Source organism: Ensifer sp. (assembly GCF_035999135.1).
In the GTDB taxonomy this organism is placed as follows: domain Bacteria; phylum Pseudomonadota; class Alphaproteobacteria; order Rhizobiales; family Rhizobiaceae; genus Ensifer.
Window position 1 is genome coordinate 1 of record NZ_DASYGZ010000189.1, and the last position, 26,470, is coordinate 26,470.

At 63.8% G+C, this 26,470-nt stretch carries 23 protein-coding genes and 1 pseudogene; 13 read left to right on the top strand and 11 right to left on the bottom strand.

Translation table 11 applies throughout. From position 1 onward, the window contains the following. Positions 1 to 82: 82 nt before the first annotated feature. The 6 genes from VGO12_RS24820 (at position 83) to pcaD (ending at position 6,084) form a co-directional block, all read left to right on the top strand. Positions 83 to 1,441, top strand: coding sequence for a Rieske 2Fe-2S domain-containing protein (locus VGO12_RS24820; protein WP_327515391.1), 1,359 nt, complete (start codon positions 83 to 85; stop codon positions 1,439 to 1,441). Then, on the top strand, positions 1,438 to 1,926 hold the full coding sequence (gene benB, locus VGO12_RS24825; RefSeq protein ID WP_327515392.1) for a benzoate 1,2-dioxygenase small subunit: 489 nt from the start codon (positions 1,438 to 1,440) through the stop codon (positions 1,924 to 1,926). The genes VGO12_RS24820 and benB overlap by 4 nt, the downstream gene beginning before the upstream one ends. A gap of 38 nt (positions 1,927 to 1,964) precedes the next feature. Next, positions 1,965 to 2,987: a benzoate 1,2-dioxygenase electron transfer component BenC gene (gene benC, locus VGO12_RS24830; protein ID WP_327515393.1), complete on the top strand. Its 1,023-nt coding sequence runs from the start codon at positions 1,965 to 1,967 to the stop codon at positions 2,985 to 2,987. Next, positions 2,984 to 3,760: a benzoate diol dehydrogenase BenD gene (gene benD, locus VGO12_RS24835; protein WP_327515394.1), complete on the top strand. Its 777-nt coding sequence runs from the start codon at positions 2,984 to 2,986 to the stop codon at positions 3,758 to 3,760. The genes benC and benD overlap by 4 nt, the downstream gene beginning before the upstream one ends. Before the next feature lie 41 nt (positions 3,761 to 3,801). Next, a complete protein-coding gene (locus VGO12_RS24840; RefSeq protein WP_327515395.1) occupies positions 3,802 to 5,133 on the top strand; it encodes an MFS transporter in 1,332 nt (443 codons plus the stop codon). A gap of 165 nt (positions 5,134 to 5,298) precedes the next feature. Further along, entirely contained in the window at positions 5,299 to 6,084 is a 786-nt protein-coding gene (pcaD, locus tag VGO12_RS24845) for a 3-oxoadipate enol-lactonase (RefSeq protein WP_327515396.1), read from the top strand. A gap of 95 nt (positions 6,085 to 6,179) precedes the next feature. On the opposite strand, the gene VGO12_RS24850 is transcribed toward pcaD, so the two are convergent. Then, a complete protein-coding gene (locus tag VGO12_RS24850; RefSeq protein WP_327515397.1) occupies positions 6,180 to 7,241 on the bottom strand; it encodes an alpha/beta hydrolase family protein in 1,062 nt (353 codons plus the stop codon). Positions 7,242 to 7,402: 161 nt separating this feature from the next. Here VGO12_RS24850 and VGO12_RS24855 point away from each other — a divergent pair, with 161 nt between their 5' ends. Further along, positions 7,403 to 8,434: an AraC family transcriptional regulator gene (locus tag VGO12_RS24855; RefSeq protein ID WP_327515398.1), complete on the top strand. Its 1,032-nt coding sequence runs from the start codon at positions 7,403 to 7,405 to the stop codon at positions 8,432 to 8,434. A gap of 93 nt (positions 8,435 to 8,527) precedes the next feature. On the opposite strand, the pseudogene VGO12_RS24860 reads toward VGO12_RS24855, so the two are convergent. The 3 genes and pseudogenes from VGO12_RS24860 to VGO12_RS24870 all read right to left on the bottom strand — a co-directional run. Beyond that, positions 8,528 to 9,709 (bottom strand): annotated as a pseudogene (locus tag VGO12_RS24860) (Do family serine endopeptidase); the annotation flags it as partial. Between the two features lie 161 nt (positions 9,710 to 9,870). After that, the gene (locus tag VGO12_RS24865) at positions 9,871 to 10,308 is read right to left on the bottom strand and encodes a hypothetical protein (protein ID WP_327515399.1); all 438 of its coding nucleotides are present in this window, start codon (positions 10,306 to 10,308) and stop codon (positions 9,871 to 9,873) included. Positions 10,309 to 10,588: 280 nt separating this feature from the next. After that, positions 10,589 to 11,734: a citrate synthase gene (locus VGO12_RS24870; RefSeq protein WP_327515400.1), complete on the bottom strand. Its 1,146-nt coding sequence runs from the start codon at positions 11,732 to 11,734 to the stop codon at positions 10,589 to 10,591. A gap of 60 nt (positions 11,735 to 11,794) precedes the next feature. On the opposite strand from VGO12_RS24870, the gene VGO12_RS24875 reads away from it, so the two are divergent. Next, positions 11,795 to 12,886, top strand: coding sequence for a citrate synthase/methylcitrate synthase (locus tag VGO12_RS24875; protein ID WP_327515410.1), 1,092 nt, complete (start codon positions 11,795 to 11,797; stop codon positions 12,884 to 12,886). Positions 12,887 to 13,027: 141 nt separating this feature from the next. Here the strand turns inward: VGO12_RS24875 and minE are convergent, their stop codons facing one another. The 3 genes from minE to minC form a co-directional block, all read right to left on the bottom strand. After that, on the bottom strand, positions 13,028 to 13,288 hold the full coding sequence (gene minE / locus VGO12_RS24880; protein ID WP_327498954.1) for a cell division topological specificity factor MinE: 261 nt from the start codon (positions 13,286 to 13,288) through the stop codon (positions 13,028 to 13,030). Next, positions 13,285 to 14,100 carry a septum site-determining protein MinD gene (gene minD, locus VGO12_RS24885; protein WP_327515401.1) on the bottom strand — a complete coding sequence of 272 codons (816 nt, stop codon included), beginning with the start codon at positions 14,098 to 14,100 and terminating at the stop codon, positions 13,285 to 13,287. The genes minE and minD overlap by 4 nt, the downstream gene beginning before the upstream one ends. 115 nt (positions 14,101 to 14,215) lie before the next feature. Then, positions 14,216 to 14,962 (bottom strand): septum site-determining protein MinC, encoded by a 747-nt coding sequence (gene minC, locus VGO12_RS24890; RefSeq protein ID WP_327515402.1) that lies wholly within the window; start codon positions 14,960 to 14,962, stop codon positions 14,216 to 14,218. 331 nt (positions 14,963 to 15,293) lie between these two features. Between minC and VGO12_RS24895 the strand changes: the two genes are divergently transcribed. Together VGO12_RS24895 and VGO12_RS24900 are read left to right on the top strand one after the other, a co-directional pair. Beyond that, positions 15,294 to 15,479, top strand: a complete 186-nt coding sequence (locus VGO12_RS24895) for a hypothetical protein (RefSeq protein ID WP_327515411.1) — start codon at positions 15,294 to 15,296, stop codon at positions 15,477 to 15,479. Between the two features lie 698 nt (positions 15,480 to 16,177). Then, a complete protein-coding gene (locus tag VGO12_RS24900; RefSeq protein WP_327515403.1) occupies positions 16,178 to 16,582 on the top strand; it encodes a DUF1236 domain-containing protein in 405 nt (134 codons plus the stop codon). 210 nt (positions 16,583 to 16,792) lie between these two features. Here VGO12_RS24900 and VGO12_RS24905 read toward each other — a convergent pair whose 3' ends face one another. Then, positions 16,793 to 18,529: a penicillin-binding protein 2 gene (locus tag VGO12_RS24905; protein ID WP_327515404.1), complete on the bottom strand. Its 1,737-nt coding sequence runs from the start codon at positions 18,527 to 18,529 to the stop codon at positions 16,793 to 16,795. 1 nt (position 18,530) lies between these two features. Then, on the bottom strand, positions 18,531 to 20,978 hold the full coding sequence (locus VGO12_RS24910) for a penicillin-binding protein 1A (protein WP_327515405.1): 2,448 nt from the start codon (positions 20,976 to 20,978) through the stop codon (positions 18,531 to 18,533). A 342-nt stretch (positions 20,979 to 21,320) separates the two neighbouring features. On the opposite strand from VGO12_RS24910, the gene VGO12_RS24915 reads away from it, so the two are divergent. The 3 genes from VGO12_RS24915 (at position 21,321) to VGO12_RS24925 (ending at position 23,301) form a co-directional block, all read left to right on the top strand. Continuing rightward, a complete protein-coding gene (locus tag VGO12_RS24915; RefSeq protein ID WP_327515406.1) occupies positions 21,321 to 22,238 on the top strand; it encodes a LysR family transcriptional regulator in 918 nt (305 codons plus the stop codon). Between the two features lie 228 nt (positions 22,239 to 22,466). Further along, positions 22,467 to 22,829, top strand: coding sequence for a metalloregulator ArsR/SmtB family transcription factor (locus tag VGO12_RS24920; protein ID WP_327515412.1), 363 nt, complete (start codon positions 22,467 to 22,469; stop codon positions 22,827 to 22,829). Further along, a complete protein-coding gene (locus VGO12_RS24925) occupies positions 22,810 to 23,301 on the top strand; it encodes an SRPBCC family protein (RefSeq protein WP_327515407.1) in 492 nt (163 codons plus the stop codon). Before VGO12_RS24920 ends, VGO12_RS24925 begins: the two co-directional genes overlap by 20 nt. A 125-nt stretch (positions 23,302 to 23,426) precedes the next feature. Here the strand turns inward: VGO12_RS24925 and VGO12_RS24930 are convergent, their stop codons facing one another. Further along, positions 23,427 to 24,974 carry a SpoVR family protein gene (locus VGO12_RS24930; RefSeq protein WP_327515408.1) on the bottom strand — a complete coding sequence of 516 codons (1,548 nt, stop codon included), beginning with the start codon at positions 24,972 to 24,974 and terminating at the stop codon, positions 23,427 to 23,429. 12 nt (positions 24,975 to 24,986) lie between these two features. Continuing rightward, positions 24,987 to 26,306 carry a YeaH/YhbH family protein gene (locus VGO12_RS24935; RefSeq protein ID WP_327515409.1) on the bottom strand — a complete coding sequence of 440 codons (1,320 nt, stop codon included), beginning with the start codon at positions 26,304 to 26,306 and terminating at the stop codon, positions 24,987 to 24,989. Between the last annotated feature and the right edge of the window lie 164 nt (positions 26,307 to 26,470).

Genomic DNA, 26,470 nt, shown 5'->3' on the forward strand with positions numbered 1-26,470 from the left:
GACCGAGCCGCCGCCCCTTGCCACCGACATTGTTGCAATCGCTAGAGCCGAGCACGGATCAGCCGTTTGCGGGAGAAGAACCATGTCCGCAGTTATCGACAAAGCCCAAGCCCTCGACGACCTGCTCGCCACCGCCGTCGAAGACGATCATGAGGCCGGCACGTTCCGGTGCCGCCGTGACATCTTCACCAACGAAGACCTCTTTGAGCTGGAGATGAAGCACATCTTCGAAAGCAACTGGGTCTATCTCGCCCATGAGAGCCAGATCCCGGGGAACAACGACTATTACACCACCACGATCGGGCGGCAGCCCGTCGTCGTCACCCGCGACAAATCGGGCGAACTGCACGCGGTCATCAACGCCTGCGCCCATCGCGGCGCGATGCTCTGCCGTCGCAAGCATGGCAACAAGGGCAGCTTCACCTGTCCCTTCCACGGTTGGACCTTCTCCAACACCGGCAAGCTTCTGAAGGTGAAGGACGAAAAGACCACGCAGTATCCGCCGCAATTTGCCAAGGACGGTTCGCATGACCTGAAGCGCGTCGCGCGTTTTGCGAGCTATCGCGGCTTCCTCTTCGGCAGCCTCAACCCGGATGTCTCCTCGCTCGAAGACTATCTCGGCGAAACGAAAGTGATCATCGACCAGATCGTCGACCAGGCGCCTGACGGTCTCGAAGTTCTCCGCGGCAACTCCTCCTACATCTATGACGGAAACTGGAAGCTGCAGATGGAGAACGGCTGCGACGGTTACCACGTCAGCTCCGTGCACTGGAACTATGCCGCCACCATGGGTCGCCGCCACGAGGAGGGCACCAAGGCGGTCGACGCCTCGAGCTGGAGCCGTTCGATCGCCGGCGTCTATGGTTTCGACAACGGCCATATCCTGCTGTGGACCAACACCATGAACCCCGAGGTCCGGCCGGTCTTCCATGCCCGCGAGGAGATCAAGGCGCGTGTCGGCGAGGTGAAAGCGGATTTCATCGTCAACCAGACCCGCAATCTCTGCCTCTATCCGAACGTGTTCCTGATGGACCAGTTCAGCACCCAGATCCGCGTCACCCGCCCGATCAGCGTCGACAAGACCGAGATTAGCATCTTCTGTTTCGCGCCGAAGGGCGAAAGCGCCGAAGACCGGGCACTGCGCATCCGCCAGTACGAGGATTTCTTCAACGTGTCCGGCATGGGCACGGCGGATGATCTGGAAGAGTTCCGCGCCTGCCAGCAGGGTTATGCCGGCATCACCGCGCTCTGGAACGATCTGTCGCGCGGCGCGCCGCTCTGGATCGACGGGCCTGATGACAACGCCACGCGCATGGGCCTCCAGCCGCTGCTTTCGGGTGAACGCAGCGAGGACGAGGGTCTGTTCGTGCGACAGCACGAATACTGGGCGAAGGTCATGCGTGCTGCCCTTGCCTCCGAAAAGCAGGGAGCGGTCGCATGAGCATCTCCTATGAAGCCGCCTGCGCCTTCCTCTACCGCGAAGCGCGCCTGCTCGACGACCGTGAGTGGGACGAATGGCTGACCTGCTATGCGCCCGATGTCACCTACTGGATGCCGGCATGGGACGACGACGACCAGCTGACCGAGGATCCGCAGTCCGAGATTTCGCTGATCTTTTATCCGAGCCGCGACGGCCTTGAGGATCGCGTCTTCCGCATCAAGACGGAGCGGTCGGGCGCCTCCACGCCGGAGCCGCGCACCAGCCACAACGTCAACAATGTCGAGCTTGTGGCCGACCGCGGCGAGGAAGTGGACGTCCGCTACAACTTCCACACGCTCAACCACCGCTACAAGGTCACCGACCATTTCTTCGGCACCATGTTCGTAACGCTGCGAAAGAGCGGCGATGGGCTGACGATCTCGCAAAAGAAAATCGTGCTGAAGAACGACTACATCCGCCAGGTCATCGACGTCTACCACATCTGATGACCGTTGCCTGAAGGACAGGAATGGGAGGAACAACCATGGCCAGCTACAGGATCGCTTTGAATTTCGAGGACGGGGTGACCCGTTTCGTCGAATGCCGAGACGACGAGAAGGTGCTCGACGCCGCTTTCCGCAACAAGATCAACCTGCCGATGGACTGTTCCGACGGGGTCTGCGGCACTTGCAAGTGTCGCGCCGAAAGCGGCACTTATGACCTCGGCGACGACTTCATCGACGATGCGCTGACATCGGACGAGGCGGAAAGCGGCCTGGTTCTGACCTGCCAGATGAAGCCGTCGAGCGACTGCGTCATCGCCGTGCCGACGACGTCTACGGCCTGCAAGACCGGGCAGCAGAAATTCTCGGCAACAGTCGCGCGCATCAGCCCGCACAACGACGCCGCGATCGTGCTGGAACTGGACACGGACGCAGCCCCCGCCTTCCTGCCCGGTCAATACGTCAACATCGACGTGCCCGGCAGCGGCCAGGGCCGCTCCTATTCCTTCAGTTCAGCGCCCGGCGAAACCCGTCTCGGCTTCCTGATCAAGAAGATCCCGGGCGGTCTGATGAGCACCTGGCTGGAACGCGCCGAAGTCGGCACGAAACTGGAGCTGACGGGGCCGCTCGGCAGCTTCTATCTGCGCGCGGTCCAGCGCCCGCTGTTGTTCCTGGCCGGCGGCACGGGACTGGCGCCGTTCCTGTCGATGCTCGAACAGCTCGCCCGGACGAACGCTGATCAGAAGGTTCATCTGATTTACGGTGTCACCCGCGATCTCGATCTGGTGCTGGTCGATGAGATCGAGGCCTACACGAAACGGCTTCCCAACTTCACCTTCTCAACGGTCGTCGCCGATGCCGCCTCCAGCCACCCGCGCAAGGGCTGGGTCACCCAGCATATGCCGGGGGAGCTGATGAACGGTGGCGATGTCGACGTCTATCTCTGCGGCCCGCCGCCGATGGTCGACGCGGTGCGCAAACATCTCGACGACACCGGCGTGAAACCCAACAGTTTCCACTACGAGAAATTCACGCCGAATGCGGTGGCGAAGGAGGCCGCATGAGCACGGCCCGCTTCGCCGGCAAGGTGCTTGTCGTCACCGGTGCGGCGCAAGGGATCGGCCGCGCCGTAGCGCTTCGGGCGGTGGCTGAAGGCGGCCGGGTTTTGCTCGTCGACCGCGCGGAGTTCGTCGCCGAAGTGGCGGCCGAGGCCAGCAGCGAGCGGGCGGCGGCCTTCGTCGCAGATCTCGAAACCCACGAGGGAGCAGCCGCGGCGATGCGCTTTGCCGTGGAAACATTCGGCGGCATCGACATCCTGATCAACAATGTCGGCGGCGCGATCCGCATGCGCCCGTTCTGCGAGTTCGAACCGGCGCAGATCGATGCGGAGATCCGCCGTTCCCTGATGCCGACGCTCTACTGTTGCCATGCCGTGCTGCCGCATCTCTTTGCCCGCGGCGGCGGCACCATCGTCAACGTGTCCTCGAACGCCACGCGCGGCATTCACCGCGTGCCCTATTCGGCGGCCAAGGGCGGCGTCAACGCCATCACGCAATCTCTCGCGATGGAGCTTGCCGAGCGCAACATCCGCGTGGTCGCCACCGCGCCCGGTGGAACGGAAGCGCCGCCGCGCCGGATTCCGCGCAATGCGGCCGGCGACAGCGAAGCTGAAAAGGCATGGATGGGTGAGGTCGTCGCCCAGGTGAAGCAGTCGAGCTTCATGAAACGCTACGGCAGCATCGAGGAGCAGGCGGCTCCCATCCTTTTTCTGGCCTCCGACGAGGCCTCCTACATCACCGGCAGCGTACTGCCGGTCGCCGGCGGCGATCTCGGCTGACGGTATTTTTGAAACGCGCGAACGCCTGGGGAGGAGATGATATGCGCACAATCGATGTGAATGAAGCAATTGACGGGAGCCCGCTCGGGCGCTTCCAGTGGATGGTGGTCGCGCTGACGGCGCTGCTGCTGATCGTCGATGGCTATGACGTCTTCGTTGCCGGAACCGTGCTGCCGACACTGATCAAGGAATGGGGCCTGAGCAAGCCGCAAGCTGGCGCGCTGCAGGCCTGGGCGCTGTTTGGCATGATGTTCGGGGCGCTGATCTTCGGCCCGCTTGCCGACCGGATCGGGCGCAAGAAGGGCATCGCCATGAGCTTCGTGCTGTTCACCGTCTCGACCCTTTTGACCGGCCTTGCCAGCTCGCCGGAACAGTTCAAGATCTTCCGCTTTTTCGCCGGTCTCGGCTGCGGCGGACTGATGCCGAATGCCGTGGCGCTGATGAACGAATATGCGCCGAAGCGGCTGCGCGGCACGCTGGTCGCCCTGATGTTCTCCGGCTATTCGGTCGGCGGCATGGTGGCAGCCGGTCTCGGCATCGGCCTCATCCCGTCCTACGGCTGGAAACCGATGTTCTTCATCGCTGCGGTACCGTTGCTGCTCCTGCCGGTCATCCTCTGGAAGCTGCCGGAATCGCTCGGCTTCCTCATCCGGCAGGGCAAGCAGGAGAAGGCGAAGCGGATCTACGCGAAGATCGATCCCAGCGTGATGCTTGGTGCTTCGGATCGGCTTGTCTTCTCCGAGACGAAAGGCGCATCGGCGTCGGTTCTGGAACTCTTCCGCCATCAGCGCACGCTGCGCACTCTCATGCTCTGGGTCGCGTTCTTCTGCTGCCTGCTGCTCGTCTATCTGCTTTCGTCCTGGCTGCCGAAGGTGCTGCAGGAGGCCGGTTATGCCGAGAAGGCGAGCTTGCTCAGCCTGTTCTCGCTCAATTTCGGCGGCATGGTCGGCGCCATTGCCGGCGGTTGGCTCGGCGACCGCTTCGGTCTGCCGAAGGTCGTGGTCGGCTTCTTCGTCGCCGCGGCCTTCTCGATCGCGCTGATCGGCTTCAGTCTGCCGCCGGCGCTTCTGTTCCTGATGGTGTTCATCGCCGGCGCCACCACCATCGGCACGCAGATCCTGCTCTATGCCAGCGTCGCCCAGCTTTATAACCTCTCGGTGCGCTCGACAGGACTGGGCTGGGCCTCCGGGGTCGGCCGTATCGGCGCCATTGTCGGGCCGACGCTCGGCGGCGTGCTTCTGGCGCAGGAATATCCGCTGCAGCAGAACTTTGCGATCTTCGCCATACCGGCGGCAATATCCGCACTCGCCACGCTGGTCTTTTCCGTCAGCAATGCTCGTCGTGTCGAGCTCGCGCGTCTGGCGACAGTATAACGAACGAAAATGGTAGCCGGATCGCGAAGGGTCCGGCCACCACCCTTTTGGAGCGCGCTCCGAGGGTAACTATCTATCGCGGATAGGACGCCATTGGGGCGGCGTCGCGCCCGTTCCAACGCAACTGCCAGCAATGGCGGCTTTCTCCATCGGAGTTCTCGTTTCATGGCTTTTCTCGACCTTCCGACGCACCGGCTTCACTACCGCATCGACGGCGACCAGAAGGGCAGCGCGCCCTGGCTGGTCTTCTGCAATTCGCTCGGAACCGACCTGACGATGTGGGACGCACAGATCGCAGCGCTGTCGCCGCATTTTCGCGTGCTGCGCTACGATCGCCGTGGCCATGGCCGCTCGTCCGCGCCGCCGCCGCCCTATACGATCGCCGATCTCGGCCGCGACGTGGTTTCCTTGCTCGATTTTCTGGAGATCGAACGCACACATTTCTGCGGCCTCTCGATCGGTGGTCTGACCGGGCAATGGCTGGGCGTGCATGCCGGCAAGCGCCTCGACAAGATCATTGTCTGCGCGACGGCAGCGCGCATCGGTACGCCGCAGAGCTGGGCAGCGCGTATCGACAGCGTTCGGGCGGATGGCCTTGCACCCTTGAGCGCGGCCACATCGGAGCGTTGGTTCAGCCCGGAATTCGCTGCCAGCAATCGTCAGGCGGTTGAGCGCGTGCTCGAGAGTTTCGGCGCCACCGCGATCGATGGCTATATCGGCGGCTGCGCCGCGCTGGCGGACGCCGACCTGCGAGAGGATATCGCAGGCATCGCCAATCCGGTGCTCGCCATTTCCGGCGGCGGGGATCCGGTGTGTCCACCATCCGACCTCGAAGCGATAGCATCGCGCGTGCAACGGGGGCGGCACCTGTCGCTGCAAGGTCGACATATCGTCAATATCGAGGCGGCGGATGCGTTCAATGCGGCGCTACTGGACTTCCTTCGATCATAAGTTTCACCGTTGGGCGCCCCGCTCCCATCCCTTCCTGCCGCCAGCGTCCCCTTGTGAGGTGGCGACCGACGCCACCTCACAACGGCAATCAGGCCCTATTGATCCGCCAGGTTGTGCTGAAGGGCTTCGAGCGTCAGTTTGCTGATGTCGGCATGGATATCAGCGCGTGGTCGCTCGGTGGTGTTGCAGATCGGGTCAACTTCACCAACGGACTTGAGCACTTCGGCCGCCCCGTCTTTGCATTCCGGCAGGAAGCTGAAATGGTCGGCTCCGGCGATTGCGGCATAGGAGCCCTGCGGCGCCAGTGCAGCCAGCGGCTCTGATGCGACGGCGACCGGGATCGTCTCCTTGCTGCCAAGGTTGATGAATTTCATCGGGATCGCGACCGTCTTCAGGCTCTCCTGCGTATAGGCCTGCGCAAGGCCCGGTTCGACCAGCACGGCCGCTTTGATGCGCGGATCGCGGTTCGACTGCTCGAAACGCACCTTGTCGATCGTGCGCAGATCGATCTTGTCGACCGTCACGGGCGCGTCATCGGCATAGCCCCTGCCGCCGGCGTACCAGGCGCAATCCCACTTCTTGTAACTGTCGCAATAGCGCGCATAGGCTTCGAGGCTGGCTCTCGCGCCCGATAGTTCCATGGCAGCCGCTCCTCCCAGCGAGAAGCCAAGCACGCCGATCCGGTCCGCTTCTATGGCGCTCTTCCACTCAGCGCTGGTGGTCAGCATGTCGATGACAGCCGAAAGATCCTCGGTGCGTTGCCACAGCTTCGGCGTCTCGGCAGGCAGCGAGTTTCCGCTGGTGGAGCCGGGGTGATTGGGACCGGCGACGATGAAGCCAGCTGCGGCAAGGTCGGCCGCGAGCCAGCCAACCGCGTCGATGCGCCCGCCCGAGCCGTGCGACACGACCACCAGCGGATATCGCCCGTCTAGCAAGGGGGCGTTCTTCGAAGCGGGCGCACCCTTGAAGATCCGGTTGTCGCCGATAAGGACTGGTTCGCCGCCCGCCCCGGCCGGATACCAGACGGTGACATTGAGATCGGCGCCGCGTTTGGGCGCAGGGACCTTGATTTCGCGCACGCCGACGTCGCTCGCCTGTGCGGAGGCGGCAAGGCTTGCAACGAAGAAGGCGATCGGAACAAATTGAAGAAGGGGCATGGGCATCTCGCTGTGTTGAAAGGACGGCTGATCGTTGCCCTCGGCGGGCCTGTCCGCGTCCTTGATCGTGATCGAGGTCGTCCCGAATCGCGATCTGGGCGATGATGCACCCCGTGACGTACCTGATCTGACTGCATGATTTGCCCGCCAAAGGACCTGCCTTGATCTTCCTGCCGCTGCCCTTCGTCGTTGCCGCGATGCTCCTGGTCTTGCTCGTGCTGCTGTTGCACGGCGACGATCCAGTCGAGCGCAACCGGCCATTCCTGATCCTGATGGCACTCTGCGCCCTCCAGTCGGTCGTCGTCGGCCTGCGTTGGGGCTACGAGATCGAACAGCTGCGTTTCGTCTTGCCGATCCTGGCAAGCTGGGTACCGCCTCTCGTGCTGGCGAGCTTCCACAGATTGATTGGCGGTGATGATCGCGCGTCCCTCGGTGCGGTGTGGATACACGGAGTTCCGCCCCTGGTCATCGCGGCGCTGGTGGTGCTGAGGCAGGGACCGATCGATGCGCTCCTGATTGCCCAGTATGTCGGATACGCGCTGATCCTCCTGAACCTGGCACGTCCCGGCGTCGATGCGTTGGACGAGGCGCGCTTCGAAGGCGCTCAGGCTGCGCACCGCGCCCTGATCATCGCCGCGGTCTCATTGTGCCTGTCGGCTCTGTTTGATCTCGCGATCGTGCTCGATTTCGAATGGGCGAAGGGAGAGAACATCGGCATCATGGTCAGCAACGCCAACCTTTTGGGTTTGCTCTTTATTGGGCTGACCGCACTTGTCGCCGACCGGGCTCGGGTGCAACCGGCCGCAACTGCCCAGGTCGCGGAGGCTTCGTCTGACCTGTCGCAGGACCGCGAAATCCTTGACCATATCAATGACCTGTTGGTCGGCCAGAAACTTGCGCGCGATGAGAACCTGACGCTGTCACGACTATCCCGACGCGCGCGTCTGCCCGCCAGACAGATATCCGGCGCAGTCAACCGGCTCGCGGGCAAGAATGTCTCCCAATACATCAACGACTTCCGGATCGCCGAGGCCTGCCGGCTGCTGCGCGAGACCGATATGACAGTCACCGCGGCGATGCTCGAATCCGGTTTTCAGACAAAGTCGAACTTCAATCGCGAGTTCCGCCGGGTCACCGGCTTGAGCCCGGTCGCCTGGCGCGAGCAGAACCGGATGGAAACGCTTGCCGCCTGAACGCGATCGCTCACGCGCGATCGCCGGCAAGGCCATACCCGGTCGTAATGCGACCGGGCATGGGAAACACGGGAGGAAGAACGTGCGGGCCTACTGTTGGTCGCCGGTGTTGCGGCCGATGGTGATCGAGACATCCTTGGTCTTGCCGGTCCGCCAGATGCTGAGGCTCTGCGCGGTTCCGGGCGAAAGGTCGGCCACCATGCGCGACAGGTCGCGCGGTGACTTCACCGGGCTGCCACTGAGCGCGGTGATCACGTCGCCGGCCTTGAGGCCGGCTTTTGCGGCGGGCGTTCCGCCGTTAACGCCGGCGACGAGCGCGCCTTGCGGCTGGCCAAGGCCGATCGCGTCAGCGATATCCGCCGTCACCGGCTGGATCTCAACGCCGATGAAGCCGTGTTCGATCGAGCCGTCCTTCATCAGCTTGGCGACGACCTTTTGCGCCTGGTCGGAGGGAATGGCGAAACCGACGCCGACGCTGCCGCCGTTGGGCGAATAGATCGCGGTGTTGATCCCGATCACCTGACCCTTCGCGTCAACCAGCGGGCCGCCGGAATTGCCGTGGTTGATCGGGGCGTCGATCTGGATGAAATCGTCATAGGGGCCGCTATGCAGATCGCGTCCGCGGGCGGAGACGATGCCGGAGGTTACCGTCGTGCCGATACCGAACGGGTTGCCGATCGCCAGCACCTGGTCGCCGACGCGCAAGCCGTCGGAATCACCCCAGGAGACCGTGGCAAGCGGCGCCGTCGGCTTGATCTTGATGACGGCGAGGTCGTTCTTCGGATCGGCGCCGATAAGCTTGGCCTGCATCTGGCTGCCGTCGTCGAGCGTCACCGTGATGCGCTGGGCCTTGTCGATCACGTGGTTGTTGGTGACGATGTAGCCATCGGCGCTGACGACAAACCCGGAACCGAGGGCCTCGGCGCGCTGGGATTGCTGTTGCTGCCGGGGCGCCTGATCCGGAACCGGGATGCCCTGGTCGTGGAAGAACTGGCGAAACTGCTCGTCAAACGGCGAGCCGGCAAAGGGCGAGGCTTCGTCGCCGCCGCTCTGTTCCGCCTTGATTTCGGTCGTGATGGTAACGACGGCGGGCTTGTCGGCAGACACGATCGGCGCGAACGATACGCCTTCGCCGGACGCCGCGGACGTTGCCGGTGTGGTTGCCGCGGCTGCCGCCACCGTGTGGGTTGCAAAGGCCGCCACCGAAAGGGGGGCGACGATAACGGCTGCACCGAGGAGGGCGGCAGCACGGTACCTCTTGAGACTGTTAGACATGATGCTGTTCCTTTTGCTGGCTGACGAGCGCACGGCTCCTGCCGCAGCGACGTGCTGTCGTCCCGGTTTTTAAGAGGCGTTGCTTGTTGGGTGGATCCGGCGGCCGGCCAGGCAGGGTCGGCCGCCGGAAATAAGCTCACATCCGGTGAGCCGGCTGCCGGTCAGGCCATGCGGGACATGTCGTTGTCGAGGTGGCGCACTTCGCCCTGAAGCCGGGCATAGGATTGGTTGGGCAGCATGCCGTTGTGCGCGGATGCCGTGTTGAGAGCCTGGGCGCGGATCGCCGCATCCTCGCGCTCGAGCTTGTTGTAGCTGGCAACAGTCAGCCTGCCTTCGGCTCGGTCGGCGTTGATCTGGCGGTTATCGGCCCTGAGCTCGGTGAGGACGCGGTCGAGCCGGGTTGACGCCGTGTGGACGCGCATTGGCATGGACGGAGCGGTCATATCGTCGGGGCCGAAAATGCCCTGGTAATAGTCGCCGTTATAGGCGCCCCGGTCATTGTCGCGACCATGGTCGTGGTGATCGGCGGCAAAGGCCGCGCCGCCAAGAAGGGAAAGGGCGAGGGCTGCGATGGTGGTGATCTTGAGGGGCGAGCGCATATCTGCATCTCCTGAAATCAAGAAAGCGTGAAAGCTTCCAGAGAAGGCTGTCTCCTATTGTCGCGTCACGGCCGAAGCGGTCGCCGGCAATATTCAGCCTCGAGATGAAGGTAATACTTCGACCGGCACGCGTCATGTTAATAAGGTGTAATATTCGGCGCAAAACACCTTTGGCGTTGCTTCATTACCATTATTTAATGTAGGGCGCCGTCGAGTTTTCCGGGTAGATATTGTTCCGGATGCGAAGGCTTGCATATCCAAGGTGGAATGCGGTCTCGATTCAGCATCCGGTGTAGTGCGCTCTCGGCCGGATCAACTCGCCGCTTTCCACCTGTTCCATCGCGTGGGCAAGCCAGCCGACGGTGCGCGCGAGCGCGAAGATGACGAGGGGCGCGTCCTCGGGCAGATCGAAGGCCGCGGCCAGTGCCGCGAAGGCAAAGTCGATATTGGCCGGTTCGCCCAGCAGGTCCTCTCCGGCAGCCGCAAGTGCGGTGTAGAGCGGCGGGACATCGAAACTGGCCATGATCGCCTTGGCGCGCGGATCCCCCTGCGGATAAAGCCGGTGGCCGAAGGCCCTGACCAGGCCATCTGAGGCGAGCATGTCCCGGATCGCTTCGCGCACCCCTGCCGAGGCCGCCTGCTCGGCCAGCCGCGTGACGCTCAGCCAGGCGCCGCCATGCCTCGGCCCGGTGAGTGTGGCAAGTCCGGACAGGGTGGCGGCGGAAAGGGCTGCACCGGAAGAGGCCGTGACGCGGGCCGCGAAGGCCGAAACGTTGAGCTCGTGTTCCGCCGAAAGCACCAGGCACCTGCGGATCGGTTCGGCCGCTTGCGGCCGCCCCCACCCTTCGGCGAGCCTGAGATGCAGTGGCAGCGACCGAAGCGATGGTGCCAGTCCGGCGGCGACCGTTGAAAGCACCTCGACGGCCTCGCTTCTCAAAACGGCCGGCCGGCGCCCGAGTGCCGGCAGATCGCCTTCGATGCGGCCGGCAAGAAGCGCAAGCGTCGTGGAAAGGCGAGACCGGCCGGCGCCCTCGTCACCGGCCGAAACGGCAACCGTTTCGGGCAATTGCCAAAGCAGGGTGGCCGCTTCCTCCAGGGTCGCGTCCATCGAAAGGGCGGTCGCTTCCTGTCCGCGATAATAGAGTTGCCCGTCGGCGATGCTCGAAATCGTCGTCTGCAGGACGGGGTCGCCCCAGCGGATCGCACCGGCCGCGACGACGGCGGCCTGGCGCCGCCCCGCATGGCGTTCGGCCAGCCGCTCGACGTCGTCGGCCTGATAAAGGCTGCGTCGCGGGTCCGCGGGGTCGGGCTTGGCGCGGATGCGGCCGCGACTGACATTGGCATAAAGTGTCTGCCGCTTGCTGCCGAGGCGCGAAAGCGCCTCTTCGGCGCTGATCCAGAGTGTCTTCATATTGATCAATTGCATCAAGATTGACGTCAATACATCTAGATCCGATCTTTTCTCCCGTAAAGGAGAAACATGATGATGAACAACGGACTTGAAGACGTCGTCGCCGCCGAAACCCAGCTCTCCCACGTCAATGGCGAGGCCGGACAGCTGATCATACGCGGCGTGTCGCTCGATCGCCTTGTCGCCCATGCGCGCTACGAGGATGTCGTCACCCTGCTGTTTTCGGGTCTTTTCGAGCCCATTGCCGATGCGGCGGAATTTGGAAGGCGCCTCGGGCAGAAACGGGTCGAGATTTTCGCCCATGTCGAGACCATCGACCGCGACCTGCTGGCGTTGCCGCCCGTCGATGTCATGCGCGCTCTGATCGCGCGGCTTGCCGACGGCGACGATCTCGACACGGCGCTCATGCTTTTGGCTGCTCCGGCCGTCTTCCTGCCGGCAGTCCTGCGCTTGAAACGGGGCGAGACACCCGTCGCGCCGACGCCCGCGCTTTCCCATGCGGCCGATATCCTGGCGATGCTTGGCGCAAGGGTTCCAAACGACGCGGCGGTTGCAGCGCTCGACGCCTATCTGGTGACGATTTCGGATCACGGCCTCAACGCCTCGACCTTTGCGTCCCGCGTCGTCGCGTCCACGAAAGCCGGTCTCACATCGTCGGTGCTTGCCGCGATCAGTGCGCTGAAGGGCCCGCTGCATGGTGGCGCGCCGGGCCCGGTGCTCGACATGCTGGATGCGATCGGCACGCCCGACAATGCCCAAGACTGGCTTGTGCGGGCACTCGACCAGGGTGAGCGGCTGATGGGCTTTGGCCATCGCGTCTATCGTGTCCGGGACCCGCGCGCCGACGCGTTGAAAGGTGCATTGAAGCAGCTGGTTGCGGCCGAGCCGGCCAACCGTGATCGCATCGAATTGGCCGAGGCGGTCGAGCAATCGGCGCTCGCCGTCCTGAGACTGCGCAAGCCCGACCGTCCGCTTGACGTCAATGTGGAGTTCTACACGGCGCTTCTGCTCGATGCGCTGAAGTTCCCCCGCGACGCCTTCACCGGTGTCTTTGCCATCGGCCGAACGGTCGGCTGGCTCGCCCACGCCCGCGAGCAGTCGCTCGAAGGCCGGCTGATCCGGCCGCGCTCGGTCTATGTCGGGCCGCTGCCGCAACAAGCGGCGTGACAATCGCGTCCCGCAGTGGCGAGGATGGTTCGCAACGGATTTTCCGGTGGCGTTCGCTCAAAAAAGGCCGGGCAACATCAAAGGGATGTTGCCCGGCCGAATAGGCTTGGACCCGTTGCTTCGGGAACCGGACGGCCGCCGTCAGGCGGCCTTCTTGGCGTCGAAGGGGATCTCGATGTCGACAGCGAGGGTCGAGACCTGGGGCCCGCGCTCCATCGTCACGCGCACCTTGTCGTCGTCGATCTGCATGTGCTTGGAGATCGCCTTCAGGATTTCGTCGCGCAGCTTGGTGACGAGATCGCTATCGCCGGCCGATGCGCGCTCATGGGCCAGCAGCACCTGTAGCCGCTCGCGGGCGGCTGGCGCTGACTGGGAGCGGGAGAAGAAACGGAAAGGGTTCATGCCGCCTTCCTTCCGAAAATCTTGCCGAGGAAGCTGCGCTTCTCGCCGGGAATGGTGATCGGCAGCGCTTCGCCCTTCAGTCGGCGCGCGGCGTCGAAATAGGCGAGCGCCGGCGCGGAGCGGGTGTCGGCGAGCGTCACCGGCGAACCGACGTTTGAGGCGCGCAGAACATCGGCGCTCTCCGGGATGATGCCCATCAGCGGGATCGACAGGATCTCCAGGACATCGTCGACCTTCAGCATGTCGCCGCGCTCGGCGCGAACCGGGTCGTAGCGGGTGAGCAGCAGGTGCTTTTCGATACGGTCGCCGTTCTCGGCCTTCAGCGTCTTGGAATCGAGCAGGCCGATGATGCGGTCGGAATCGCGCACCGACGAGACTTCCGGATTGGTCACGACGATGGCGATGTCGGCGTGGCGCATGGCGAGCGTCGCGCCGCGCTCGATGCCGGCGGGGCTGTCGCAGATCACCCAGTCAAAGGCGCTCTGCAGCGCGGCGATGACCTTCTCGACCCCTTCCGGCGTCAGGTTGTCCTTGTCGCGGGTCTGCGAGGCCGGCAAGAGATAGAGGCTCTCGAGACGCTTGTCGCGGATCAGCGCCTGCGACAGCTTGGCCTCTCCCTGGATCACGTTGACCAGGTCATAGACGACGCGCCGCTCGGCGCCCATGACGAGATCGAGATTGCGCAGGCCGACGTCGAAATCGACGACAACCACCTTCTCGCCGTTCTGAGCGAGTGCGGCACCCAGTGCGGCGCTGGACGTCGTCTTGCCGACGCCGCCCTTGCCCGATGTAACTACGACTACCTTGCCCATACGTCTCTCCAAGTATCTAAGAATTCGCCTTCGCCTACGTCCTGATGATCCCGGTCGGTTCGACCCGAATCATCCGATGCGGACGGCTACCATCCGCGCTCTGCCTTGCCTCGCCCTAGCCGAGCGTTCCCGCCTTGAGCGCTTCGCCGTCGAGCCAGATCTGCACCGCCTTGCCGCGCAGGTTCTGCTCCATGTCGTCGGCGGTCTTGTAGAAACCGTCGATCGCAATCAGTTCCGCCTCGAGCTTGCGGCAGAAAATCCGTGCCGATGCGTTGCCCGTGGTGCCCGCCATCGCCCGGCCGCGCAGCGCGCCGTAGATGTGGATCGAGCCGCCGGCCACGACCTCGGCGCCCGAGGCGACCGAACCGATGATCGTCACGTCGCCCTCGGGAAAGAACAGCGACTGTCCCGACCGAACCGGCTGGCTGACGACGATCGAGGGCGTCACCTTGGTCGCGACCGTTTCGGTCGCCATCACGACCTCGGCTTCAGCCTCCGGGGCTTCGGGCCTTTCCGCCTGCTCGGCCATCTTGGCTTCGAAGTCGGCGGCAGGCCGCCCGTCGTTCATCGCCGGTGGCAGATCGGCGCCGAGCAGGGACTGGCGTGCGCCTTCGATGCCCATGATGCGGACGTTACGCGAGGTCAGTTGGCTCACCAGATCGCGCAGTTGCTGACGATCGATGTCCAGTCCGTCGACGTCGAGCACCACGGGCCGCCGCAGGAAAAAACCGGCGGAGCGGGAGGCGAGGTCGTCTAGTCGCTGAAGCCAGTCCTCGAAGGGCAGCTCTGGCGTCAGTGCGAGCGCAAGGAAGGAGCGCCCCTTGAGGCGGATCGGCCGGGATTCGGTTAACACATCGTTCATCTTGGTAAATTTTCCGTTGCCTCGGTGTATCGATCAAATGGTTAACAAAAGGTTAATTCGGCCATGCGAAGGTTAATGAGGTGGCGGCCCGTGGGGGGTCTGCAAGCGCTGAAAAACAAGGGAAATTTGTTGCCCCCGCATATGCGGAACTTTCGGCCTGTGGCACGCCGGCAACGCCGATCCGTGGCCTGTTCACCACAGACCGGGAGACGCGAAGGCCGTTCGCTTGAATGCGATTCGGGTTCCCACCCGGGAAGGGTTGACTTTGGAACGCTAAAATAAGAACATAACAAGAACAAAGCGGAGGTTTCCCATGGCTAGGATAGAAACCATGACCCACACGGAAGAGGTGATCGAACGCGCAATGGCTGCGGTTGCAGCGGTTCGGATGAAGCGCGAGCGCGAGGCCGAATGGCGCAAGCGGACCTTCGGGCGGATCGACATGGCGCCGCCGCTGCCGCGTTTGAAGCGAGGTGGGGTGCAGCTTTCATTGAGGCTCGACGGTTCGGCGCGGTGACCCGACCGACAGTCATGCCCGATCCTGAGGGAGAGCGGCGAAAAGCGCTTGCGGTGTGAAAGACACCATTCCCGCCGAAACCCTGGAGCTGCGCCCACCGGTGGCATGTGAATGAAGACGAAGCTTGATGAGGACCAGCGATGAGGCATCGTCGAAGTATCGATTTGATGCCGCGCGAAGACGCCGCTGACTACGGCTCGACATTGGACCAGTTGGCGGAATGGTACGTGCTCGTGGCCAAATGCGGGACGTGTCGCCACCAGGCGGTTCTCGACAGAAGACGAATCGCCGAAGCCTGCGGGCACGACGCACCGCTCAACGCCATCGCCCGAACGCTGAAATGTTCTCGTTGCGGCAACCGCGCAGGGAACGATCTGTTGCTCGGCAGGTTGCCTCGCGACTAGGCGGGTGCCGAGGTCTGCGAAGACGATCCGCGGGCCAGTCACGCGCGTCTGGGCAATCGGTCCGCCCAGGGTCTTTGCCGCCTGGTTTAATTGAGCGCTCCGCCACGCCGGAAGTCGATCATCAAATACATATCTTCATGTTTTATAATATATCTTGGCGCATCCCCAGGATACGACAACGATTCACTGTAGGCGCATCCGTGATGAACGTCTCACGGAAGTGGATCGTTCGATTTATTCGGAACGAATTCCTGTTCCGTTCGTTGAATTGCCGATCGAACGAAAGGAAAGAACATGAAGACGCTTATGATCGCGACGGCGCTTGCCGGTGTACTTGCAATGCCTGCCCTTGCTCAGGATGCAAACAAGGATGCAGGCGCTGCCGCAGGAATGGTTGGTGGTGCAACCGCGGGCGCTGTTGTCGGCGGCCCGATCGGGGCCGGCGTCGGCGCCGTGGTCGGCGGAGCGCTTGGCGGGGCGCTGACACCTCCGCCGCCGGAAGTCGTCACCTATGTCGAGCAGCAGCCTGCTCCGGCGACCGTCGTGGTTCAGGAGCGCATCATCGTCGGCCAGCCAATCCCTTCGGCCGTCGTGTTGACGCCGGTTCCGGAGAATCCGCGTTACGCCTATGCGGTTGTCAACGACCAGCGGGTCATTGTGGAGCCGCAGTCGGGGACCGTCGTTCAGATCCTCAACTGACCCGAGCTTGTTTACTGAAGCGTTGGAGGGCGGTGTCGTTGCCACCCTCCCACGCACATCGTGCAATCTCACCCACTGAGATCGGCAGGTCTTCAGGCAAGCCGGTCGCGCAGACGTCGACCGGGATCCAACGGCCTACGACGGTCCTGAACGGACGAACTTGCTGTCCTGCCACTGGCCACGCGGCGGCGCCATCCCTCCTGCCTTCCGTCAGAGCGCGCCTTCCAGCGCGTCGCTGACCCGTGCGCCGCTTCCCGTCCGGGACGGAAAGAGTTCGGCGCCGAAAGCGCCCTGCCGGCTGATCTCGGGAAAACTGATATCGGCAATGGTGAAATCGGGCGTCAGCGTCAGCATCGGCAGGATGCGTTCGAATATGGCTCCGCCAAGCGGTGCCGCGTTCCAGCCGGAAGTGCGGAAGCCATGGGTCTCTGGCAGGCCCTTGGGCTCGTCGAGCAGGGTCAGAAGCAGATAGCGCGGATTGTCGACGGGGACGATGCCCATGAACGAGGTGATGTTGAGCTCCTTGGAGTAGCGGCCGCCCACCACCTTCTCGGCCGTGCCAGTCTTGCCGCCGATGAAGTAGCCCTTGACCTCCGCCTTCTTGGCCGAGCCGGTCTTGGCGTTGAGCCGCAGCAGGTAGCGCAACGCATCGCCGGTCTCGGGCCGGATCAGGTCGCGCGCCAGAACGCGTTCCTCCACGGGCGCGCCCTTGATCAGGGTTGGGCGGATCAGGCGGCCGCCGTTGACGAGTGCCGCCACCGCAATGCTCGCCTGCAGCGGCGTGACGGCAATGCCGTGGCCGTAGGATGCGGTCGCCGTATCGATTTCGCCCCATCGCCGCGGCAACTGCGGATGGGCGCTTTCCGGCAGTTCCGTCGTCAGCCGCGACATCTGCCCGAACCGACCCAGGAAAGCTCTGAAATTCTCTGGACCGAGGGCGATCGCCATCTTTGCCATCGAGATGTTGGACGAGTAGATGAAGGCCTCGGGCAGCGTGAGGGGTCGGTGCTGGCCACGATAGTCGTTGATGCGGAAGCGGCCGAAGGCGAGCGGCCGGCTGGCGTCGATGACCGAGGCGAGCGTGAAGTGTCCGGAATCGAGCGCCATCGCCGTCGTCAGCGCCTTGAAGGTCGAGCCCATCTCGAAGGTGGCGGCGGCGATGCGGTTGATGCGATCGGGCCTCAGGGCGTCGATCGGGCGGTTGGGGTCGAAATCGGGATAGGAGACCAGCGCCAGGATTTCGCCATTGGTGGCATCGAGCACAAGGCCGGCGCCTGCTTTGGCGTCGAACTTGGCGATCGCCTTGCGAAGCTCGGTCTCGAGCGCATGCTGGATCCGGATGTCCAGCGTGACGCTGACCGGCTCGAGATTGCGGTGCGAGAGGTCCATGCCGCTCTGGCGCAGGACCTCCAGTCCTTGGCCTTCGATCCAGCGCTCTATGCCAGCGATGCCGATATTGTCGATATCGACGGCGCCAAGCACATGGGCCGCGAGCGCGCCGTTGGGGTAGACGCGTTGCTTCTCACGCTGGAAGCCCAGCGCGGGAATGCCGGCGTTCCACACGGCCTGTTCCTCGGCCGGCGTCACCTGGCGCTTAATCCAGGCGAAGGCGGCGCCGCTTTTGAGGCGCAGGTAAAGGTCTCGCCCGTCGAGATCGGGGAAGATCGCGGCGAGCTTCTCGACCGCCTCATCGACGTCCACGATCAATCGCGGTTCGGCGTAGAGCCCGGAGCTCGGAACGTCGATCGCCAGAAGGTTGCCGTTCCTGTCGAGGATCGACGGGCGTCCGAGCGATGGCGGCGGGGGGATATACCCGGTGCGCTCATAGTCGGCAGCGCCCAGTTGCACGAGCCGAGCCAGCATCAGGCCGAAGACGAGCGCGAAGGCGCCGATGACGACAAGCAGGCGGCCGCGAGGATCCGGGTGGGAGCGAAGGGGGCGGGCCATGTCAGTAGAGCCCGCCACCGTTGGCGAGCAGCTTTTCACGCTGCTCGGGCGAAAGGTCGCTTTCGGCCGCGGACGTCGTGCTTGCCGTTTCGAAACCATCGATCACCGGACACCCATCGGGGCAAGGGGCTGTGCCCGGCTTGAAGGCCTCGGTGATCGCGCCGGACACAGCCTCTGGCACGGGCTTTCCGCTTTTCCTGTCGATCGTTTCGAACATCATCCCCGATGGCGCGTGGAAATCTGCCGCCGGCCGGCCCTGAAGCGCCGTCTTCATGAAGTCGATGAACACGGGTGCGGCCAGGCCGCCGCCGGTTTCGCCGTTGCCCATCGGTTTTGGGGTGTCGTAGCCGAGGAAAACGCCGGTGACGATGCCGGGTGTGAAGCCGACGAACCAGACGTCCTTTTCGTCGTTGGTGGTGCCGGTCTTGCCGGCAATCGGCACGCCAAGGGACGCGACATTGCGGGCGGTGCCACGCTCGACGACACCGCGCAGCATCGACGTTACCTGATAGGCGGTCATCGGGTCGAGCACATAGTCGCGGTTGTCGTCGACCACCGGCTCTTCCTGCCCGGTCCAGGTGGCAGCGTTGCAACCGTCGCAATGGCGCTGGTCGTGGCGAAAGATGGTGCGGCCATAGCGGTCCTGAATGCGATCCACCATCGACGGGGTCACCGCCTTGCCGCCATTGGCGATGACCGCATAGGCGGAAACGAGACGCAGCAGCGTCGTCTCGCCGGCGCCGAGCGACATCGGCAGGTAGGGTTTCAGCTCGTCGTAGATCCCGAAACGCTTGCCGTAGTCGGCGACGAGATCCATACCGAGATGGCGAGCGAGGCGCACGGTCATCAGGTTTCGGCTGTTTTCGAGCCCTACGCGCAAGGTGGAAGGGCCGCTGAAACGCCCGTCATAGTTCTTCGGCTTCCACGTCCTGCCGGCGCCATCGGCAAGCGCGATCGGCGCATCCATCACCAGCGTCGTCGGCGCGTAGCCGTTGTCGAGCGCCGCGGCATAGACGAAGGGCTTGAAGGAGGAGCCGGGCTGGCGATAGGCCTGCGTCGCGCGGTTGAACTCCGACTGGGCATAGGAAAAGCCGCCGGCAACGGCCAGCACACGGCCGGTGTTGGGGTCCATCGAGACCAGTGCGCCCTGCACGAGCGGCGGTTGTCTGAGGACGTAGCCTGCCTCGAGCTTCTCGACATAGACGACATCGCCCGGTGACAGCACCCCGTCGAGACCCTCGGCGCAGTTGCGCTTGCCCTTGGTCGGACGGCAGAACGCCCAGTCCGTGCCCTGTCGGGAGAGACGGGCCGTCTCGTCCGCAGGCGCTGCGACTGCAGGCCTCGGCCGCAGCCCGATCTCCGCTTCGTCCTTTCCGACCGAAAGGACCACGGCGAGCCGCCATTCCGGCACGTCGGAAAGCGGGCGCAGCTTGGCAAGCGCTGACGGCCAATCCGCGGTCGAGGAAAGCCGGTCGACCGGACCGCGATAGCCCTTTGCCTGGTCGTAGTCGACAAGCCCCTTGCGCAGCGCCTTCATCGCGGCCTGCTGCAGTTTCGGGTCGAGCGTGGTGCGCACGGAAAATCCGGCGGTGTAGAGCGCCGCCTCGCCATATTGGCCATTCAGCTGGCGGCGAACGTCTTCGGTGAAGTAGTCGGCGGCGGCTGCCGCTGGCTCCGGTTCGCGCAGCCTGGTTACAAGCGGTGTTGCCGACGCCATCTTCGCGGTCGCCGCATCGATGACGCCATTCTGCCGCATCTGGTCGATGACCCAGTTGCGCCGCGCCGTTGCCCGGACCGCCTGGCGTTCGGGATCGTAATTGTTGGGTGCCTTCGGCAGCGCCGCAAGATACGCGGCTTCCGCCACCGAAAGCCGGTCGACCGGCTTGTCGAAGTAGGTGAGCGCCGCCTGCGCCACGCCATAGGCGCCGCGACCGAGATAGATGTCGTTCAAATAGAGTTCGAGGATGCGGTCCTTGGAATAAGTCTGGTCGATGCGAAGCGAGAGGATCGCCTCGCGAAGCTTGCGTTCGACCGTGCGATCGGCGCTCAGAAGGAAGTTCTTGGCAATCTGCTGGGTGATCGTCGAGCCGCCGATCATGCGCCGGCCCGAGCCATAATTGGCGAGATTGGCGAGCAGCGCTGTGCCGATGCTGGTGATATCGATCCCGGGATGGCGGTAGAAATTCTTGTCTTCGGCCGACAGGAACGCCAGCCGGACACGGTCGGGAACGGCGCCGATCGGCAGGAACAGCCGGCGCTCGCGCGCGAGTTCCGTGACCATCGTGCCGTCGCCGGCGTAGAGACGGGTGGTCACGGCCGGCTCCCAGTTCGCCAGTGTGTGGTGATCGGGCAGGTGGCGGGTGAGGGCGGCAACCAGCGTGGCTGCCGCAAGCGCTCCGACGGTCGCCAGGTTGAGGAGTGTGCCAAGGACGTTTGCGACGAACTTCATGATGGGCGGGACGGACCTTTAGCGTGCAGGAAACCGCGCCGGACACGAATGTCCCGCGGGCGAAAAACGATTGCGGCCATCGGCCGGCTTTCGGGCGCGGTGGCGGAGCGGTGCGAATGCGGCATGGCGCCGGCGGGCGTGGGGCGCGTGCGCCGTGGAATGACACCAGAGCCCGGCAAGGCGTCTGATGGGATGTCCCCCGAGCCTGGCGGCCACCCGCGGCCTTTCGATTGCGGGTCAACGGGCAAAACCTGCCCGCCGATGGATTTCACCGTAAGGGGATTGTGCCGGGGCAACAAACCACGTTTATTTGCGACACCCATTAACTGAGCTAGGGCATCGATGGTCAGGCCATATCTTCCGCTCAATGCCCTGCGCGCCTTCGAGGCGTCGGCGCGGCACTTAAGCTTCACCCGCGCGGCGATCGAGCTTTGCGTCACCCAGGCGGCGGTCAGCCATCAGGTCAAGCTGCTCGAAGGCCGCTTGAACGTTACCCTGTTCAAGCGGTTGCCGCGTGGATTGATGATCACCGCGGAGGGCGAGGCGCTGCTGCCGGTCCTGCGCGACAGTTTCGACCGGATGGCGGACATGCTCGAGCGCTTCGAGGCCGGCCATATTCGCGAGGTGCTGATGATCGGCGCCGTCGGCACCTTTGCCGTCGGCTGGCTGTTGCCGCGGCTTGCCGATTTCCAGGCCAAGCACCCGTTCATCGATGTCCGCCTCTCGACCAACAACAACCGCGTCGACATGGCGGCCGAAGGCCTGGACTTCGCCATCCGGTTCGGTGGCGGTTCCTGGCACAATATCGAGGCGACGCGACTGTTCGAGGCGCCGCTCTCGGTGCTTTGCACGCCGGAGATCGCCGACAGGCTGAAGACGCCCGCCGATCTCTTGAACGAGACCCTGCTTCGTTCCTACCGCGCCGACGAATGGGTCACCTGGTTCGAGGCCGCCGGGATCGAGTATCCGGCGCCACTGTTGAAGGGCATCGTCTTTGACAGTTCGCTGGCGATGATGGAGGCAGCGGCACAGGGGATCGGCGTGGCGCTGGCGCCGCCGCTGATGTTTCCGCGCCTCTTGTCAGACGGCACCATCCGGCAGCCGTTCGACGTCCACACGTCCATGGGAAGCTATTGGCTGACGCGGCTCAAATCGCGGACCGTCACCCCGGCGATGAAGGCCTTTCACGATTGGCTTGCTGCGGCCGCGGAAGAGGAGGCGGTCGTGTCGCCGGTTTCGCTGGGCGTCGCGGCCGGCTGACGCTTTTTGGGCGGGCGACGCGTGTAGGCGGAGCTGGTGCTCCAGCCCCCGCCCGACACTGCGATCAGTGGGCCAGGCGTTTGGCCCGCTTGCCGCGTCGCTATCGCCGATGTTGCCAGGGCGCTGCCGCCGCTGCAATCCCCTGAACTCCCGCGCTTTCCGTCCTGATCCTCCGCGGCCTGTCACGCCCCTTGCATCGCAGAAACTGGCGTGTTAACACTGAACTATATGGTTCAGTATTCGACAGCACGCCTTGATGCCTCCTTTGCCGCACTTTCGGACGCCACCCGACGCGGCGTCCTGGAACAGCTCGAAAGCGGGGACGCATCCGTCACCGAACTCGCGGAGACGTTCCGCATGACGCTGACGGGCATGAAGAAGCATATCGGCGTGCTGGAGCAGGCGGGGCTGGTGACGACCGAGAAGGTCGGGCGCGTGCGGACCTGCCGGCTCGGCCTTCGCGGGCTCGGGGAAGAGGCGGCGTGGATCGACGCGCGCCGAAAGATCTGGAGCGCACGCTTCGACGCGCTCGACGATGTTGTCGAAGCGCTGATCCGGAAGGAGAACATCGATGGGTCTGAGAATGGGTGACGGCCGCACGTCGGTCGAGCGGACGTCCGAGCGCGAGCTCGTCGTGAAGCGCATGTTCGACGCCCCGGTTCGTCTCGTGTTCGACGCGTGGACCAAACCGGAATTGTTCAAGCTGTGGTGGGCGCCGAAGTCGCACGGCGTCCCCATCATTTCCTGCGAGATGGACGTTCGAACCGGCGGCGGTTATCGCATCGCCTTTGGCCATGACGCTTCCAGTGCCATGGCCTTCTTCGGCAAGTACCTCGAAGTATCGCCGCTTGCGCGCATCGTCTGGACCAATGACGAAGGCGATGAGGGCGCCGTGACGACGGTGACTTTTGAGGAAATCGATGGCAGGACGCTGTTGGTCCTTCAGGAGCTCTATCCGTCGAAGGAAGGGCTCGACGAGGCCTTCGTCGGCATGGAAGACGTGATGCCCGAGCAGTTCGATCAGTTGGACGAACTGCTCATCAGCCTCGGCGCGGGCGTATGATCTCGGCTCCAAGGCCAAATTCTGTTAATGGCAGCTCCGAATTCTTGTGATGACGGCGTCGGCCAGGACGTGGCGTCCGCCGTGCGCTCCGATCGCGCTGCCTTGGGGCTGACCGCCGCCGGTGCTCACTCCGCAGCCTTTGCCGTCGAGCACTCGTAGACCGTGCGCCCGCTTTGCGCATCGACGCCGGCAAGGCTCACCTCGTAGCCCCAGAGGTGCCGGATGTGGCGCATGGTCGCGTCGCGGCTGCCTTCGTCGAGCAGGATGCCGTGCTTGACATTGTGCTGCAGCCGCAACTGCCGATCGCCGAGAAGATCGACATCCATCACCTGGATGTCCGGCTGGTTGGCGGCCACGTCGTAGCTGTTGGCGAGTGCTGAGCGGACGGCGGAGTAACCGCGCTCGTTGTGGATCGAGGCGACCTCGACAAAACGATCGGAGGAGCGGTCGGCCAGGTGGAACAGGCGGAATTTGCGCATCACCGCCGGGCTCAGATACTGCAGGATGAAGGATTCGTCGCGGTGGTTCGCCCAGGCGTCGCGCAGCGTCTCCATCCAGTCGCCGTTGCCGGCGAAGGACGGGAACCAGTCGCGGTCTTCTTCCGTCGGATCGGTGGCGATCCGCTGGATGTCCTGCATCATCGCAAATCCGAGTGCGTAAGGATTGATGCCGGGGTAGCGGCGGTCGTCGAAATCGGGCTGGAACACGACATTCGAATGGCTCTGCAGCAGTTCCAGCATGTGGCCTTCGCCGATCCTGCCCTGATCGTAGAGCCGGTTGATGATGGTGTAGTGGACGAAGGTGGCGCAGCCCTCGTTCATCACCTTGGTCTGGCGCTGCGGCGAGAAATATTGTGCGATGACGCGAACGATCCTCAGCAGTTCCCGCTGCCAGGGTTCCAGGATCAGGCTGTGTTTCTCGAGAAAATAAAGCAGGTTCTCTTCCGGCAGGTTGAGCACCTTCTTGCGTTCCGACGCGTCGCGCTCGGCTTCCGCCGGGTCGCGGTTTTCGGCGACCTGCGGCAGGGTGCGCCAGAGATCGCTATAGGTCTGCTCCTCATATTCCAACCGCTCGCGCGCCCGCTCCCGGACCTTCTCCGAAGAAAGCCGCGGCGGACGGCGATAGCGGAACACACCCTGGTCCATCAGCGCGTGGGCGGAATCGAGGATCGCCTCGACCGCCGCGGTGCCATGTCTTTCCTCGCATTTCATCACGTATTTCTTGGCGAAGTCCATGTAGCTGAGGATCGCACCGGCGTCGGTCCACTGCCGGAACAGATAGTTGTTCTTGAAGAAGTGATTGTGGCCGAAGGCGGCATGCGCGGTCACCAGCGCCTGCATCGCCATGGTGTTTTCTTCCATGAGGTAAGTGATGCAGGGGTTGGAGTTGATCACCAGCTCGTAGGCAAGGCCGCGGTGTCCCTTGCGATAGTGGTGTTCCTCATAGGCGAACCGCTTGCCGAACGACCAGTGCTGGTACATCAGCGGCATGCCGACCGAGGAATAGGCGTCGAGCATCTGCTCGGAGGTGATGATCTCCAACTGGTTCGGATAGACGCTGAGGCCCATTTCCTCGAGCGCGATCGTCTCGATCGCGTCGTAGGCCCGCGACAGCGTCGCGAAGTTCCAGTCGGACCCCTGAAACAGGAGGCCTGAAGTCGCGCGTCGTGCCATTCAGTCTCCCCCTCACTTGCGCGTGCGTGTGGCCGGCTGCCGGGCAAAAAGCCTGCGGAAGACCGGGTAGATGTCGCCGGGTTTTGCGATCCGGGTCATCTGGAAGTTCGATTTTTCGCCGTCCACCGTCCGATAGGCACGCCAGAGCGCCGTGCCGTTGTCGGTCGAGCCGAAGATTTCCGTCTCGCGCTCGTCGATGATTTCGACATAGGCATAGTACTGGCAGAGCTTCGTCAGCTTTTCCCTGAGCAAGGCGGCGCAATGCTCGCTGTCGCCGATGATGTTATCGCCGTCGGAAGCCTGGGCGGCATAGATGTTCCAGACCTGCGAGGGATAGCGGTCCTCGACGATGCGGATCATCTCTTCAAGCGCCGTCGAGACGATCGTGCCGCCGCTCTGGGTGCTGTAGAAGAAGGTCTGCTCGTCGACCTCGCGCGCCTCGTCGGTGTGGCGGATGAAGACGATGTCGATGCGCTCGTAGCGCCGCTTCAGGAACAGGTGCAGCAGCACGAAGAAGCGCTTGGCGAGGTCCTTTTCGCGCTCGCCCATCGAGGCCGAGACGTCCATCAGGCAGAACATCACCGCGTTGGCGTTCGGCAGCGGCTGCTGTTCGAAGCGGTTGAAGCGGATGTCGACCGGATCGACGTAAGGGATCCGCCGCCGCTTTTTCTCGATCCTTTCGAGTTCCCCGCGCAAGTCCCGGAGCCGTTGGCGATCCTTCGCCGTCGGATCCGGCTCCGCTTCGAGCCGGGCGATCTCGTCGGTGATCGCCGTCAGCTCCTTTTCCTTCGGCCGGTGCAGCGCCAGGCGCCGGCCGAAGCTGTTGCGCATGGTTCGCCCGACATTGATGTTGGTCGGCGTTCCGGCCGTGGCAAACCCCGCGCGCCGGGGCTTGAAGGTCACGGTCTCCTTGAGGCTGAGCTTGACCATATCGGGCAATTCGAGGTCCTCGAAAAAGAGATCGAGCACCTCTTCGCGCGAGAGAATGAACTGGAATTCGTCGTCGCTCTCGCCGCGGCCGGGCTTGCCCTTGCCGCCACCACCGCCGCCGGCCTCCGGTTTCGGCAGGCGGTCGCCTGCCGAAAACTCCTTGTTGCCGGGAAGCACGTAATTGCGCTCGCCGCTGCCACGGGAGGGCTGGAAGGTCGGCTCGTTGGCGCCGTCGGTCGGCATCGGCACACCGTGCGCCGCATCGACGTCGATGATCCTGTCCGACTTGACCTGTTCCTTGATGACTCGCTTGAGTTCTTCGCGGGCCCGCTTCAGAAAACGCTGTCGATTGCCGAGGCTCTTATCCTTCGGATTGAGCCGCCGGTCGATGAAATTCGGCATATACCAATCCCCTGCTTCGACACCGTCAGCCCGCCTTGTTGACCCGCATGTACCAGTCGACCAGTCGCCGGACCTGACGCTCGGTGTAGCCGCGCTGGGTCATGCGCTGGACGAATTCGGCATGCTGTTTCTCGGTCGAGCTGTCCTTCTTCGAGCCGAAGCTG